We start from the raw sequence: 14436 nt of genomic DNA, 5'->3' as shown, positions 1-14436 counted from the left end.
GCCCCCCACACCGCCCCCCACGATACCCCCCCCCCCTCCCCCCCCCCCCCCCCCCCCCCCCCCCCCCCCCCCCCCCCCCCCCCCCCCCAGGGCATCGACCACGCCTGGTGCTACCGGGTCGGTGCGCCCAGCGATTCGATGTACGCAGAGATCGACGCCACCGTCGAGTTGAGGAACATCTGGTCCATCGGGACCTCGACGCCCAACTCGTCCATGAAAGCACCCTGAATCTTGACCATGATCAAAGACTGGCCGCCCAGGGCGAAGAAATCGTCGTCCACCGATATGTCGTCCTGCTGGAGTTCCCGGCACCAAATGGCGCGCACGCTGTCGGCGATCATCACAGCCCTCTCGGTTGTCATCAAAAGTCCGCCGACTACGCGGCAATGCCGCTGTCGGCGAACTGCTTCCGGTATGCATCGACCAGCGCGACGCGGTCGACTTTCCCGTGCGGGCTGAGCGGAAGCAGCGGGACGTTCACGAATTTGGCCGGCACCATGTTCCGCGGCAGCGTCTCCAGGAGGCCGGTGCGCAGGTCGTCGTCGGCGAGGTCGTCCGCCGCCGGCACGATGAACGCCATCAGCTCGGCGTCGCCGGCGTCGGTGTACGTGATGGCCACGGCGGCCTCACGGACCCCGGCCAGCCGGGCGAGCGCGCGCTCGATGTCGGTGGGGTCGATGCGCATGCCGCGCACCTTCACCTGGGCGTCGATGCGGCCGAGGACGATGAGCTCGCCGGCCTCGTTCACGTGGCCGCGGTCGCCCGTGCGGTAGACGCGGAGCGGCTCTCCGTCGACCTCGATCGTCGTGAACTTCGCGTTCTCGGGACCGTTGTTGAGGTAGCCCGCGCCGACGCTGGCCCCGGCGATGCAGATCTCGCCCTGCTCCCCCGGCGCGACACCGCGCAGGTCCCCGTCGACGAGGTGGATGTCGGTGTTGTAGGCCGGCTTGCCGACCGGCGGGACGTCGTGCTCGCCGGGCCGGTAGTCGGCCAGGTCGTACGAGGTCGCGACGTCCGTGCACTCGGCGACGCCGTACTGGTGCAGGAGGGTGCAGGTGTTGCCCTCGCGCCGCGCCCAGTCCGTGAGCCGCTCGACCTTCAGGGCCTCGCCGCCGAAGAGCACGTAGTCGAGCCGGCTGAGGACGTCGCCGCCGCGTGCGGTCTCCCAGTCCACCAGCAGGTACAGCGTGCTGGAGGCGCAGTGGACCACGCGGACGTCGCGCTCGCGGAGCAGGCGGTAGGCCATCATGGCGTCGAAGTTGCGGGTCGCCATCAGGTTCTGGGTGGCGCCGACGAACAGCGGCGTCATCAGGCTGCGCTGGGAGAGGTCGAACCCGAAGGCGCTGACGACCAGGTGGTTCGACCCGCTGTGCAGGCCGTACTCGAGCTTCAGCCAGTTCATCAGGTTGAACCAGCCCTCGTGCCGCACCGCGGTCAGCTTGGGCGTACCGGTCGAGCCGGACGTGAAGACCGCGTAGCAGATGTCGTCGCCCGTGACGGTGACCTCGGGGGCGGTCGCCGGGAGGGCCGCCAGGCCGTCGGCGAGCTGCTCGAGGTCGATGACGTCGACGTCCGCCGACTCGACCATGCCGGCCGTGGCCGGGGAGGCGACGATCAGGGCGAGGTCGGGCACCTGGCCCAGCAGCAGCTGGAGCCGCGCCGCCGGGTAGGCCGGGTCGAACGGCACGTAGGCCGCGCCCGCCTTCAGGGTGCCGAGGATGGCGACCAGCATGTCGATCGAGTAGTCGAGACAGACACCGACCTTCGCACCCCGGCCGTGTCCGCGCTCGACGAGGAAGCGGGCGAAACGATTCGCCTTCACGTCCAGCTCGGCGTACGTCAGCTCCTGGCCGGCCCAGAAGACGGCGACGGCGTCGGGCGCCGCCGCCACGTTCGCCTCGAACTGCTTGTGGACGACGGGCGCCGAGGGCAGGGCGACCCGCTTTCCCTGAAGGATCATCAACTGACTCCGATGTGAGAGGTGTCCGGTCGGACGAGCCGCCGGCGCACCCCCGGGAACGGGGGGGCGGCCGGCACAGTGGGCGATGCGCCTCTAGGGGGTGTCGTCAAAGTAGCGTCGTCCGCCCGTGAGGGCGGGGCCGGTGGGGTCTGGTGCGTGTGATCGCAAGGCGGAGGAGGGAGGCGACGCTCGCGTCGTCGACCGACGACAACGCGGCGAGCGCGCGTGCCGGGCCCCACCGGCCAGACGAGACTTTGACGACACCCCCTAGGCGGTCCGGCGATCGGCGGTTTCGAGCAACTGGGCCACCCACTTGTCGACGGGCAGGCCGTGCGCGGCAGCCGTCTTCGAGTAGTACTCCAGCTGGCCGGCGGACAGCTCTATGGTGAGCGTGGTGCGCTTCTGCTGGCGCCTTTCGGCGGCCGCCGAGTCGGCCAGCCGGGGTACCTCTTGCTTCTCGTCGCCGCTGCCCGCGGGGACCTCGGTCGTGTCGCTCTGCACGGCCAGGCTGGCGCGCACCGACCTGCGGAGTTCGTTGCGCGACCACTTCTGCTGTTCGGCCTTGCGCAGCCAGTAGTCCTGCTCCGGCGGCGACAGGCGGGCCACCTCGGCGTGGTGGGCGAAGCTGAGGCTGTCCCGCCTGCGGTGGTGCTCGAACCGCCGGCCCACCCAGGCGTAGTTGCGCAGGGTCTGGTAGTCGAGCCCCGTGCGCTCGATCGCCTCCTTGTACCGCCGCCACCCGTAGGTGGCCTCCCCGTAGCTCATCCAGTCGGCGAGCCACCACGCGGAGGAGTTCACGAGCTCGCGCAGGTTGGTCCCGATCTGCTCCCAGGACCGCTCCGACAGGTTCTCCGGGAAGACCATCCCCGACTTCTGCACCTTGGCCTGCGACCCCACGAACGACAGGACCGCGTCGCGTTGCGCGGGCTCACCGCTGTTGCCCCCCGGCCCCGCCTTGTATCTGCTGGCGGTCCTCACAGCGCCGCTCACAACCTTCATCTCCCCACTCAGAGTGTTTGCCTGGGCGTGCACCGGGTCGCTCTACCGAGCACCCGGGCGGCGGTCACCGTCGTTCCGCTGCGGCCGGCGCGCGAGCGTCCGAGCGGCGATCAGCCCGCCGCCATGGCATCGCGCAGGCTCTTGGGGCGCAGGTCGGTCCAGTTCTGCTCGACGTACTGCAGGCACTCGGACCTGGCCGCCTCACCGAAGACGACCCGCCAGCCGGCGGGCACCTCGGCGAACGCGGGCCACAGGGAGTGCTGCTCCTCGTCGTTGACGACGACGTGGAAGCGGCCGTTCTCGTCGTCGAAGGGGTTCGTGCTCAACTGGCACCGTCCTTAACTGTCATGGGGTGACTCGGAGTTGGAGATGGCCCAGGCGCCGGTTCGCCGACCGGCGTTGTCCGGTCGGCAGGACACCCGGCATCGGTGGCGACCCCGGCGTGGCCGCGTCACCGTGAGGACTCGACCGTCAGCGGTACCAGGGCGGCAGGCCGGCCGACCTCCCGGTCGTCCTCTGCACCCCACTGGGTTCACGGGAGACCGACTGCCTCACGTCCTGGGATGAGAACGTACGGCAGCCGATCGGCCCGTCCGCTGTCCGCTCCGGTTCGAGCGGTGGCGCGGGACCCCGGCCGTCGGGCCGCGGTCGTCGTACGGGCTTGGCTGCCCGCGTTGCCGGTAGCCGACTTGCCGCCACTGTATCCACGGCCCTTTTGAGACCCGGTCAAGGTCCGCTCGAGCGGCCGGGCGACGGAGGTCTGCGCGCACCTCCGGACCGGTCTTCGCCGCTCACGGTGGCGAACCGCTCGAGATCCGCACGGACCTCGCCGCAGCCGCGCGCGGGATTTCCGGCCAACCCCCGACGGGCGCCCGCTCCCTCCCCGATGTCCGGCGCCCGGTGTCCGCACCGCGGCGACCGGAGGATCGCTCGAGGGCCGCCGCACCGGCGGTGGAGCCCGGCCGGTGCCCGCGCCCCGTCGGTCTTGCAGCGCTCTATGGTCCGAGGACGCGCGGCCGATCGGAGGGAGAGAGATGGACGGCACACGACCTGCCTTGCGCCTGTTCGTCCTGCACCACGCGGGGGGCTCGCACCTGCTGTACCGCCACTGGCCCGCCGAGCTGCCGGACACGTGGGACGTGAGGCTGCTCGACGCCCCGGGCCACGGCCTGCTCCTCGACCAGCCGCAGATCGCGGACGCCGGCCGCCTCGCCGACCATCTGCTGCGCCTCATCGAGCCCGAGCTGACGGGCGGCCCCTATGCCCTCTTCGGGCACAGCATGGGCGCCCTCCTCGCGTACGAGATCACCCGGCGGGCCGTCGACCGGGGGCTGCCGCTGCCGGTGTGGATCGGTGTCTCCGCACGCACCGCACCGCAGATCGCGGGCCCGAAGAACCGGTACCACCAGCTGCCCGACGCCGAGCTGCGGACCCGTCTGAAGCTGCTCGGCGGCACGCCCGACGCGGTGTTCGACGACCCCGACCTGTGGGCCCTGTTCGAACCGGTCATCCGGGCCGACCTGTGCCTGGTGGAGACCTGGCGCCCCGCTCCCGGCACCGGTCCGCTGCCCGTGGCGCTGTCCGCCTACGCGGGCGGCGAGGACCACTCCGCTTCACCGGCCCGGATGACCGGCTGGGAAGAGCACACCGAGCACTTCCTGGGCCTGCGCGTGTTCGACGGCGGTCACTTCTACTTCCAGGACGATCCCGGGCCGCTGCTGCGGCAGATCGAACGGGACGCGACCGCTGCGCTCGCCGCGGCGGGCGCGATGCGCTCCTCCTGAACCGCTTCGTGAACCGCCGCCGCGTGGCCGCCCGACTCCTGCAACTGACTGAGATGCCAGCGTGTGTGAGGGGATGAGATGGAGTTCCGCCTGCTCGGTCTCGTGGAAGTCCAGGACGAACGGACCGGTCTGCGCATCGTTCCCACGGGTGCCAAGCAGCGTGCGCTGCTGGGGGCACTGGTGGTGAAGGCCGGGCACAACGTCTCCGTGCAGCGCCTCATCGACGAGCTGTGGGGCGAGCACCCGCCCGCCAACGCGGCGAACGCGCTGCAGCTCCATGTGGCCCGGCTGCGCAGGCTGCTGTCCGGGGCGGAGAGCCGGAGCGTCGCACAGCACGGACAGCACGCCCAGCACGCCCAGCACGCCCAGCACGTCCAGCACCCGTGGATCGTGACGACCTCGCGCGGTTACACCCTGCAGCTCGCGCCCGTCGAAACGGACGCCGCGCGCTTCCAGCACCTGACCGACGAGGCCCGGCGGATCCTGCCCGGCGACCCGGAGCGGGCCGGTGAGCTGCTGCGCCGGGCGCTGTCGCTGTGGCGCGGCCCGGCTCTGGAGGGCAGCGTGCTCGGCGACATCTGCGCGGGCAAGGCGGCCCAGCTCGAGGAACACCGGCTGACCGCGCTGGAGATGATGTACGACGCGTATCTGCGCACCGGGCGGCACGGCGAGATCACCGGCGAGCTGGTGGAGCTCACCACCGACCACCCCGTGCGGGAGCGGTTCTACGACCTGCTGATGGTCGCCCTGTACCGCTGCGGCCGGCAGGCGGAGGCGCTCCGTGTGTACGAGCGGGCGCGCAACCGCCTGGTGCGCGAACTCGGTGTGGAGCCGGGCCCCCCCCTGCGCGGTCTGATGGAGGCGATCCTCCACCACGACCCGGCCCTCGCCGCGACGGCCGGCCCCCGCCCGGCCGGCCCGCTTCGGGCGGAGCCGGTGCGCGGGGAGCTGGACCTGACGGCCGACGACGCGGTGCTCCCCCTGTGCGAGGAGATAGCCCGTCTGCACCGCCGCATCGAGCGGCTGCAACAGGAGCAGAACCAGCTGATGTGCCGCTTCAACGAGCTGACGGCGAGCACCGCGCAGCGGGTGACCGCCGGCGCGGGGCTCGCCTAGGAGGCCTTGCCGATCGGCGCGGGGTCAGGCCGCCGTCAGCACCTCGCCGAGGGCTTCGGACAGGGCCTCCCGGAAACCGTCGAGGAACGTGTCCACCTCACGGTCCGACACGTTCAGCGGCGGGGCGAGCCGGACGACGTCCGGCATCACCGCGTTCACCAGCAGGCCCTTGTCCTGGGCCGCCTGCTGCACCTGAGCCGCGAACGCTCCGTCGAGCACGACGCCCAGCAGCAGGCCGGCGCCGCGGACCTCGCGCACCAGCGGGTGGCCGAGGGTCTCCAGGCCGCGCCGGAGCCGTTCCCCCGTCCAGGTCACGTGGTCGAGGAGGCCCGTCCGCTCGATGGTGTCCAGTACGGCGAGGGCGCCCGCGCACACCACGGGGTTCCCGCTGAAGGTGGAGCCGTGCGCGCCCGGCGTGAGCAGCTCCGCGGCCGCGCCGAAGGCGAGGGTCGCGCCGATGGGCAGACCGCCGCCCAGGCCCTTGGCGAGGGTGACGACGTCCGCCTCGACGCCTTCGGCCTCGGCCGCGAACCAGCGGCCCGTGCGCGCGATGCCGGTCTGGATCTCGTCCAGGACGAGGAGGGTGCCGGTCGCCGCGGTGATCTCGCGGGCGGCCCGCAGGTAGCCGGGCGGAGGCACGACCACGCCGTTCTCCCCCTGCAGGGGTTCCAGCATCAGCAGCGCGGTGTGCGGGGTGACGGCGGCGCGCAAGGCCTCCACGTCCCCGAACGGCACGTGGGTGACGTCGCCCGGCAGCGGAAGGAAGGGGCTCTGCTTGGCGGGCTGGCCGGTGAGGGCCAGGGCCCCCATGGTGCGGCCGTGGAAGCCGCCGACGGCCGACACCATGTGCGTGCGGCCGGTGAGCCTGCCGATCTTGAAGGCCGCCTCGTTCGCCTCGGCGCCGGAGTTGGAGAAGTAGACCCGGCCCTGGCGCCCGGCGAGCTGCAGCAGGCGCTCGGCGAGGCGCACGGTCGGTTCGGCCATGAACAGGTTCGAGACGTGCCCGAGTGAGGCGACCTGCTCGGAGACGGCCCGTACGACCGCGGGGTGCGCGTGGCCGAGCGAGTTGACCGCGATCCCGCCGACGAAGTCGAGGTACTCGTTGCCCTCCGCGTCCCAGACCCGCGTCCCCTCGCCCCGGACCAGGGGCAGCAGGGGGGTGCCGAAGTTGTCCATCATGACGCCCTGCCAGCGGCGGGTCAGCGCCGCGTTGCCCGCCCCGGTCAGGTCCGCCGTGTCCGCGCCGTTGCTCATGCCGTCGCTCCCTCGAAGCTCACGTCGTTGTTCACTGCGTACGGGCAGCCCTCATGAGACGGAGAACCGCTCATGAGGCGTACTCGCTGTTCTCGTGGACGTACTCGGCGGTGAGGTCGTTGGCCCAGATGACGGCGGAGTCCGCGCCCGCGGCGAGGTCCACCGTGATGCCGACTTCGCGGCCGGTCATGTCGACCAGCGTGCGGTCCTCGCCCACCGATCCGTTCTTGCAGACCCACACTCCGTTGATGGCGACGCCCAGCCGGTCGGGCTCGAACACGGCGGAGGTGGTGCCGATGGCGGACAGGACGCGCCCCCAGTTGGGGTCCTCGCCGTGGATGGCGCACTTGAGGAGGTTGTTGCGGGCGACGGAGCGGCCCACCTCGACGGCGTCGTCCTCGCTCGCGGCGCCCACGACCTCGATGCGGATCTCCTTGCTGGCGCCCTCGGCGTCCCCGATGAGCTGCCGGGCCAGGTCGGCGCAGACCGTGTGGACGGCCTCGGCGAACTCGGCGTACTCCGGGATGACTTCGGAAGCCCCGGAGGACAGCAGCAGCACGGTGTCGTTGGTGGACATGCAGCCGTCGGAGTCGACCCGGTCGAAGGTGGACCGGGTGGCTTCCCGCAGCGCCCGGTCCAGGGCCGCGCTGTCCAGGTCGGCGTCCGTGGTGAGGACGACGAGCATGGTGGCGAGCCCGGGGGCGAGCATTCCCGCGCCCTTGGCCATGCCGCCGACGGTCCACGCGCCGCGGGTGACGGCGGCCGTCTTGTGCACCGTGTCGGTGGTCATGACGGCGACTGCCGCGTCCTCGCCGCCGGACTCGGACAGCCGGGTGACGGCGCTCTCGACGCCGGCCAGGATCCGGTCCATGGGCAGCGGCACGCCGATGAGCCCGGTGGAACAGACCGCCACGTCCGCCGCGTCCAGGCCGAGCTGCTCGGCGGCCTTCTCGGCGGTGGCGTACGTGTCCTGGAAGCCCTGCGGCCCGGTGCAGGCGTTGGCGCCGCCGGAGTTGAGCACGATCGCGCGGATCGTGCCGTCGGCGAGTATCTGCCGGGACCACTGGACGGGGGCGGCCTGCACGCGGTTGGACGTGAAGACGCCGGCCGCGGCGCAGCGCGGCCCGTTGTTGACGACCAGAGCCAGGTCCCGGTTGCCGTTCTGCTTGATTCCTGCGGCGATGCCCGCCGCCGTGAAGCCTCGTGCTGCGGTGACGCTCACTGCATCTCCTTGTTCGCCCCGCCGCGGTTGCGGCTGATGTCACTGCCGCCCGTGCAGCGCAGAGGTGCGACTGTCGTCGTCTGCGGCCCGGCAGCTGCGGGTGTTGCCCCAGCCACCGCTGGGAGGTGCCCCCAGCTCACGGTGCGACTCCGATGGTGGAAAGCCCCAGGCCCTCGGGCAGGCCGAAGGCTGCGTTCATGCTCTGGACGGCACCGCCCGCGGTGCCCTTGGTGAGGTTGTCGATGGCGCTGATCGCGATGATCCGGCCGACCGACGGGTCGAGGGCCACCTGGATCTGCGCGGCGTTCGATCCGTAGACGGCCGCGGTGCTGGGCCACTGCCCCTCGGGCAGCAGCCGTACGAACGGCTCGTCGGCCAGCGCCTTCTCGTACGCGGCCCGTACGTCCTGCACGCCGACCCCGGGCCGCGCAGCGGCGGAGCAGGTGGCGAGGATGCCGCGCGGCATGGGGGCCAGGGTCGGGGTGAACGAGACGGCGACCCGGTGACCGGCGGCGGCGCTGAGGTACTGCACCATCTCGGGCGTGTGCCGGTGGCCGCCGCCCACGCCGTACGGCCGCATGGAGCCCATGACCTCGCTGCCGAGCAGGTCCGCCTTGGGCGCCTTGCCGGCGCCGGAGGTGCCGGACGCCGCGACGACCACCGCCTCGGGTTCGGCCAGTCCCGCCGCGTACGCGGGGAAGAGGGCCAGCAGGACCGCGGTCGGGTAGCAGCCCGGCACCGCGATGCGCCTGGTGCCGGCCAGCGCGGCGCGGGCGCCGGGCAGCTCGGGCAGGCCGTAGGGCCAGGTGCCCGCGTGCGGCGTGCCGTAGAACCTCTCCCAGTCGGCCGCGTCCGCGAGGCGGAAGTCCGCTCCGCAGTCGATGACGAGCGTTTCCTCGCCCAACTGCTCCGCGACGGCGGCGGACTGGCCGTGCGGCAGGGCGAGGAACACGACGTCGTGCCCCTTGAGGACGTCGGCCGTGGTGGGCCCGAGCTCCCGATCGGCCAGCGGAGCCAGGTGCGGCTGCAGCGCGCCGAGGCGCTGTCCCGCACTGGAATGCCCGGTCAGGGCACCGATCTCCACTTCAGGGTGGGCCAGGAGCAGGCGTAGCAGCTCGCCCCCCGCATATCCACTCGCCCCCGCCACAGCTGCTCGCACTGTCATGAACCCTCCCGATGTGACACACACGTCCTTCGCACGCGATCCGGGCTCTGTCACCCATCGCATTCGCCGTACAGCCGTACATACGACAGCCTCGGAATTGATTGCGGCTCGAAGGCACGGCTCACAGGTGCCGGGAGGGCGCTCTCGTGACCTGCCTCTGCGTGAGCGCTAAGGCGCGGCGCAGTACTCGGCGTTGAGGATGGCGAGGATGTCGTCCGGTCGCCAGTCGCTGTTGTAGTTGAACGTCAGCTGGTGGCCGGCGTCCTCGGTGGTGGCGACCAGGGAGAGCCAGCCCACCGTGCCTCCGTCGCGGTACCAGAGGGTGGTCCCGCAGCCCAGCGTCAGCCGCTCGAGGCCGAGGCCGTAGGACGAGAGCGGGAAGTCGGGGTTGACGACGGTCGTCTTCATCTCCGCCAGCTGCTTCGCCGGCAGCAGCTTCCCGCGCATCAGGGCGCTGTAGAAGCGGTTCAGATCGGCTGCGCTGGAGATGATGTCGAGGTTGCCCCAGGCCTGCGACCCGTTGACCTCGGTGACGTCGTCGATCTTGTCCGGCTGCGTCTGGAAGAAGAGCTTGGAGTAGGCGCGGCCGCTCGGCTGGGGCAGGCCGGCGCTGTTGCCGGGGGTGGACGTCGCCGTGAGCCCCAGGGGCTCGATGATGCGCTTGCGCACCTCGTCCTCGTAGCGCTTGCCGCCGACCTTCTCGACGATCATCGCGGAGAGGATGTCGTTGGTGTTGGAGAACCCGTGCCGGGCGCCGGGCTGGAACGCCGGCGCGTGCGAGAGGGCCACCTCCACGCGCTTCTTGTGCGGCATGGTCTCGTAGCGGTGCTGGAGGTAGCCGTCGCCCAGGACGTACGTCGAGACGTAGTCGGCGTCGGCGAAGTAGTCGGGCAGGCCGCTGGTGTGGTTGAGGAGCTGCCGTACGGTGATCGCGCGGCCGTCGTTGCCGTTGCCCGTCACCACGCCCGGCAGATGCCGCTCCACGGTGTCGTCGAGGCTGAGCTTCTTCTCCGCCTCCATCTGGAGGAGGACCGTCGCCACGAAGGTGGCGGTGAGGTGCCCGACACGGAACCGGTCGTTCTTGCCGCGCGGTGCACCCGTCGTCAGGTTGCCCACGCCGGATGCCGACTTCCAGACCCCGTTGGCGTCCCGCGCCTCGACCGTGATGCCGGGGATGCCGGCCGCGACGGCCGCGTCGATCGCGCGCTGCGTCGCCTGGTGGTCGGCCGCCTTGGGGGCCGTGTCCTCCGCCGCCTGGGCGGGGCCCGTGAAGGCGGTGGCCATGACCGCGAGTGCCGCCAGACCGACCGCGCCGACCCGTGGTCTCTTCCGTATCGTCATCGTCATTCCCCGTCCTGAAGGTCGTCTGAATTTCGCTGATGCGGTACTTGTGCGGTCCTTCGGCGAAGTCGAACCACGGCAAGAAAATACCTGCCCACTGGTTCTTTTCGATATCAAGGCGGCCGATTTACGTGCACAAGCAGGCCCGGGAATGGCTCGAAGTCACACACCCGGGCAGGAAATAGAGCTGTGGCCGGCAATGAATTCCGGCGGAGATGGGACATGCGGTCGTGCGCCGTCCTGTCGACGGGACAGCCGGGCGGCCGTTCGAACGCCGCTCCGGTACCGCTCCAGCCCCCGCCGGGAAACTTCTCGCCGGTTATGTACACCCTTCTGATGGAGGCATGATGGCACGTCAGGCCGGTCTAACCGCAGGGCCGCATGGCGGCCCGGCAGCCCCTCCCCCGCAACCCCCGGCAAGACAGCCGCGCATTGCGGGGGCCGCGCCGCGCCGGGGCCAGGTGCTGACGACCAAGGTGGGCCTGCAGATGCCGACCGGGATGGCCTACGACGAGTGGGAGCGGGCCGGGCGCCAGCTCGCCGGCGTCCTCGACTCGTCCTCCTGGTGGCTGGGCGACTGGCTGAGGTACGGCAAGGACCACTACACCGACCGGTACCAGCGCGGGATCCAGGCCGTCGGCCTCTCGTACCAGACCCTGCGCAACTACGCATGGGTCTCACGGCGCTTCGACTTCACCCGGCGCCGGCCCACCCTGAGCTTCCAGCACCACGCCGAGCTGGCTTCCATGCCGGTCGAGGACCAGGACCGCTGGCTCGACCGCGCCGAGCAGGGCCAGTGGACCACCAAGCAGCTGCGCGGCGCCATCCGCGCCGAGCGCCAGGGCGAGCAGCTGCCCCGCACCCCCACCGAGCCGAGCCGCCGGCTGGAGGTTCCCGGCAGCCGTGTCCAGTGGTGGCACAAGGCCGCGGAGCAGCTCGGCGTCGACTTCGAGCAGTGGGTGATGACCACGCTGGACAGCGCGGCCGCGAGCGCCCTGGACGACCTCGCCGAGCAGACCCGGCCCGTGGCCGTCAGCGCTTGAGTCCCCGGCGCCGAGGATTTCGGCGCGTCAGGACAGCTGGCTCATCAGGCCGGCGGTCTCACGCTTGTACGTGCACGCGCTCTGCCCGAACGACTCCCGCACGCGGTCGCGCACCTCGTCCGGCTGCTCCTGGCTGAGCTTGAACATTCCCTCGGCCCCGGTCACCGTGAACCGGAAGGCCCCCACGGCGGGCGCGATCTTGCGGAAGTAGCCGAGCGACTCGGTCATGTCCCAGCCGTTGCCGAACCGCCCCTCGAAGGCGCGCACGGTGGACTCCACGACGCCCAGTGTCTCGTCCATCGACTCGATCTTCTCCACCACGCCCCGGACGTGCACCGCGGTGAAGTTCCAGGTCGGGGCGGCCGGCGTCTTCTCGTACACCGTGGGCGACACGTAGGAATGCGGACCGGTGAACGTCAGCAGCAGCACGCCGCCCGTCTCCAGCGCCGACCAGTGCGGGTTCGCCCGGTTCATGTGTCCGAGCAGCGTGGCCCCCGGCAGCTCGCCGGACCAGTCGCCGGACGTCTCGGGGTCGAAGATGACCGGGAGGTGCGTGGCGAACGGACCGTTCTCGGGGCTGCCATTGGCCACCGCGAGCGCCAATGGATTACCACGGATCAGGTCCACCATCCACGAACTGTCCGGTTCGCGGTAAGAGCTGGGCACGAACATTCGGATACACCCTTTCAACAATTGGCTCAGGGCATGACCCTGGCTCAGGGCATGACTGATCGCATGACTCCGGACACAGGACACATGGGCCATCGGCCACCGGCCGCACCGCGCGGAGATCTTGATAATCCGCGCCGACCATATCGCCGTCCCGTCGACAGGACAAAGCCTTCGGATTATCGAGCACCTCGAGAAGTCCTCAAAACAGTCTTCAGGCCGTCTTCAAGTTGCCTTGAGATAACCTCGGGAGCAACACTGCAGAACGGTCTCTCGGGCCACCGGCCGAGTTTTCCAGACGCAAGCGGGAGAAATTTCTATGGGCATAACTGGCAGGCGCAACCAAGAGATCTACGACGTGGTCGGTATCGGGTTCGGCCCGTCCAACATGTCGCTCGCGATCGCCTTGGAGGAGCACGGGGCGAGCGCTCCGCAGCATCCGGTCAAGTCCCATTTCTTCGAGCGACAGCCCTCGTTCGGCTGGCACCGGAACATGCTGCTGCCGTCGACGACCATGCAGATTTCATTCCTCAAGGACCTCGCGACCTTCAGGAATCCGATGTCCCGGTTCAGCTTCATCTCGTATCTGCACGCCTCCAACCGGCTGGTGCAGTTCGTGAACAACCAGGACTTCTTCCCGACCCGCCACGAATTCCACCAGTACCTGGAGTGGGCGGCCGCGGGCCTGCGCGACAAGGTCACCTACGGCGCCGAGGTCACCTCGATCCGGCCCGTCACCGAGGCCGGGTCGCCGACGCCCAACCTCCTCGAGATCGAGGTGCGCGGCGGTGACGGCACCACCAGCGTGGTCACCGCACGCAACGTGACCATCTCGACGGGTCTGGTGCCGCGCCTGCCGGAGGGTGTGACGTCCGACGAGCGGGTGTGGCACAGCTCGGAGTTCCTGAGCAAGTTCAACACCCAGAACCCGGGCGACCTCAAGAGCGTGGCGGTGGTCGGCGCCGGCCAGAGCGCGGCCGAGATCACCCGGTTCCTCTACGACTCGCTGCCGCACGCCCAGGTCTCCGCGGTCATCCCGTCGTACGGCTACTCCGTCGCCGACGACACCCCGTTCGCCAACCAGGTGTTCGACCCCGACGCGGTCGACGAGTACTACTTCGGCACCGAGCGGGCAAGGGACTCGTTCTGGCGCTACCACCGCAACACCAACTACTCGGTGGTCGACGCCGACGTCATCCGGGCCCTGTACCAGCGCTCGTACGAGGAGCAGGTGCGCGGCGGCGACCAGCGGCTGCACTTCCGCAACCTCACCCGGGTCGCCGAGGTCGAACGTGTCGCAAGCGGGGCGCGGGTGGAACTGCACTCGCTGCTCGACGACCGCAGGGAGGAGCTGGCGGTCGACGCGATCGTGTTCGCCACCGGCTACGACGGCCTGGACCCGGCCCGTCTGCTCGGCGACTTCGACCAGCACTTCCAGCGCGACGCGGCGGGCAGGCACCGGGTGGAACGCGACTACCGCCTCGTCACCGCATCGGGACTGACCTGCGGCGTCTATCTCCAGGGCGGAACCGAGCACACCCACGGCATGTCGTCGTCCCTGCTGTCGAACATCGCGGTTCGCAGCGGCGAGATCGCCGATTCGATCGTGCTGCGGCGCACCGAGCGGGAGCTGGACCTCAACCACCCCGTGGCGGAAGCGTCCTCGGCCGCCTGAGACGGCACACCGTGGGGGGGGGGGGGGGGGGGGGGGGGGGGGGGGGGGGGGGGGGGGAGCGGGGGGGTGGGGGGGGGGGGGGGGGGGGGGGGGGGGGGGGGGGGGGGGGGGGGGGGGGGGGGGGGGGGGGGGGGGGGGGGGGGGGGGGGGGGGGGGGGGGGGGGTGGGGGGGTGGGGGGGGGGGGGGGGGGGGGAGGAGGGGGTGGAG

At 71.0% G+C, this 14436-nt stretch carries 13 protein-coding genes; 4 read left to right on the top strand and 9 right to left on the bottom strand.

Translation table 11 applies throughout. The features are described 5' to 3' along the window. Positions 1–110: 110 nt before the first annotated feature. The 4 genes from ACZ49B_RS36165 to ACZ49B_RS36150 form a co-directional block, all read right to left on the bottom strand. The gene (locus ACZ49B_RS36165) at positions 111–341 is read right to left on the bottom strand and encodes an acyl carrier protein (protein WP_030301341.1); all 231 of its coding nucleotides are present in this window, start codon (positions 339–341) and stop codon (positions 111–113) included. Positions 342–376: 35 nt separating this feature from the next. Beyond that, on the bottom strand, positions 377–1960 hold the full coding sequence (locus tag ACZ49B_RS36160) for an amino acid adenylation domain-containing protein (protein WP_468314767.1): 1584 nt from the start codon (positions 1958–1960) through the stop codon (positions 377–379). Between the two features lie 267 nt (positions 1961–2227). After that, a complete protein-coding gene (locus tag ACZ49B_RS36155; RefSeq protein ID WP_468314764.1) occupies positions 2228–2950 on the bottom strand; it encodes an LmbU family transcriptional regulator in 723 nt (240 codons plus the stop codon). 119 nt (positions 2951–3069) lie between these two features. Then, positions 3070–3285 (bottom strand): MbtH family protein, encoded by a 216-nt coding sequence (locus tag ACZ49B_RS36150; protein ID WP_468314761.1) that lies wholly within the window; start codon positions 3283–3285, stop codon positions 3070–3072. Between the two features lie 708 nt (positions 3286–3993). On the opposite strand from ACZ49B_RS36150, the gene ACZ49B_RS36145 reads away from it, so the two are divergent. Together ACZ49B_RS36145 and ACZ49B_RS36140 are read left to right on the top strand one after the other, a co-directional pair. Next, the gene (locus tag ACZ49B_RS36145) at positions 3994–4743 is read left to right on the top strand and encodes a thioesterase II family protein (RefSeq protein ID WP_468314758.1); all 750 of its coding nucleotides are present in this window, start codon (positions 3994–3996) and stop codon (positions 4741–4743) included. A gap of 78 nt (positions 4744–4821) precedes the next feature. Continuing rightward, positions 4822–5859, top strand: coding sequence for an AfsR/SARP family transcriptional regulator (locus ACZ49B_RS36140; RefSeq protein WP_468314755.1), 1038 nt, complete (start codon positions 4822–4824; stop codon positions 5857–5859). A gap of 24 nt (positions 5860–5883) precedes the next feature. Here ACZ49B_RS36140 and ACZ49B_RS36135 read toward each other — a convergent pair whose 3' ends face one another. The 4 genes from ACZ49B_RS36135 to ACZ49B_RS36120 all read right to left on the bottom strand — a co-directional run bounded on the left by ACZ49B_RS36135 (position 5884) and on the right by ACZ49B_RS36120 (position 10841). Then, complete coding sequence (locus ACZ49B_RS36135) at positions 5884–7113, bottom strand: acetylornithine transaminase (RefSeq protein WP_468314752.1); 1230 nt, start codon at positions 7111–7113, stop codon at positions 5884–5886. Between the two features lie 70 nt (positions 7114–7183). Then, positions 7184–8335, bottom strand: a complete 1152-nt coding sequence (argJ, locus tag ACZ49B_RS36130; protein WP_468314749.1) for a bifunctional glutamate N-acetyltransferase/amino-acid acetyltransferase ArgJ — start codon at positions 8333–8335, stop codon at positions 7184–7186. 136 nt (positions 8336–8471) lie between these two features. Next, on the bottom strand, positions 8472–9500 hold the full coding sequence (gene argC, locus ACZ49B_RS36125; RefSeq protein ID WP_468314746.1) for an N-acetyl-gamma-glutamyl-phosphate reductase: 1029 nt from the start codon (positions 9498–9500) through the stop codon (positions 8472–8474). Between the two features lie 168 nt (positions 9501–9668). Continuing rightward, a complete protein-coding gene (locus ACZ49B_RS36120) occupies positions 9669–10841 on the bottom strand; it encodes a serine hydrolase domain-containing protein (RefSeq protein ID WP_468314743.1) in 1173 nt (390 codons plus the stop codon). Positions 10842–11056: 215 nt separating this feature from the next. On the opposite strand from ACZ49B_RS36120, the gene ACZ49B_RS36115 reads away from it, so the two are divergent. Further along, positions 11057–11884 carry an LmbU family transcriptional regulator gene (locus ACZ49B_RS36115; RefSeq protein WP_468314740.1) on the top strand — a complete coding sequence of 276 codons (828 nt, stop codon included), beginning with the start codon at positions 11057–11059 and terminating at the stop codon, positions 11882–11884. A 27-nt stretch (positions 11885–11911) separates the two neighbouring features. Here ACZ49B_RS36115 and ACZ49B_RS36110 read toward each other — a convergent pair whose 3' ends face one another. Further along, positions 11912–12556, bottom strand: a complete 645-nt coding sequence (locus ACZ49B_RS36110) for an FMN-binding negative transcriptional regulator (RefSeq protein WP_468314737.1) — start codon at positions 12554–12556, stop codon at positions 11912–11914. 316 nt (positions 12557–12872) lie between these two features. Between ACZ49B_RS36110 and ACZ49B_RS36105 the strand changes: the two genes are divergently transcribed. Further along, positions 12873–14228 (top strand): lysine N(6)-hydroxylase/L-ornithine N(5)-oxygenase family protein, encoded by a 1356-nt coding sequence (locus ACZ49B_RS36105; RefSeq protein WP_468314735.1) that lies wholly within the window; start codon positions 12873–12875, stop codon positions 14226–14228. Positions 14229–14436: the final 208 nt, after the last annotated feature.

It is taken from the genome of Streptomyces sp. NPDC031132 (assembly GCF_055570595.1).
Note: the sequence above shows the minus strand (reverse complement) of the source record. Positions and strands in the feature narration are given on the sequence as shown.

Bases quoted from the DNA above. Each gene is read 5' to 3' on its own strand.
- ACZ49B_RS36165 (WP_030301341.1), bottom strand. From the start codon at position 341: ATGATCGCCGACAGCGTGCGCGCCATTTGGTGCCGGGAACTCCAGCAG.
- ACZ49B_RS36160 (WP_468314767.1), bottom strand. From the start codon at position 1,960: ATGATCCTTCAGGGAAAGCGGGTCGCCCTGCCCTCGGCGCCCGTCGTC.
- ACZ49B_RS36145 (WP_468314758.1), top strand. From the start codon at position 3,994: ATGGACGGCACACGACCTGCCTTGCGCCTGTTCGTCCTGCACCACGCG.
- ACZ49B_RS36140 (WP_468314755.1), top strand. From the start codon at position 4,822: ATGGAGTTCCGCCTGCTCGGTCTCGTGGAAGTCCAGGACGAACGGACC.
- ACZ49B_RS36135 (WP_468314752.1), bottom strand. From the start codon at position 7,113: ATGAGCAACGGCGCGGACACGGCGGACCTGACCGGGGCGGGCAACGCG.
- argC (WP_468314746.1), bottom strand. From the start codon at position 9,500: ATGACAGTGCGAGCAGCTGTGGCGGGGGCGAGTGGATATGCGGGGGGC.
- ACZ49B_RS36120 (WP_468314743.1), bottom strand. From the start codon at position 10,841: ATGACGATACGGAAGAGACCACGGGTCGGCGCGGTCGGTCTGGCGGCA.
- ACZ49B_RS36115 (WP_468314740.1), top strand. From the start codon at position 11,057: ATGGGACATGCGGTCGTGCGCCGTCCTGTCGACGGGACAGCCGGGCGG.
- ACZ49B_RS36110 (WP_468314737.1), bottom strand. From the start codon at position 12,556: ATGTTCGTGCCCAGCTCTTACCGCGAACCGGACAGTTCGTGGATGGTG.
- ACZ49B_RS36105 (WP_468314735.1), top strand. From the start codon at position 12,873: ATGGGCATAACTGGCAGGCGCAACCAAGAGATCTACGACGTGGTCGGT.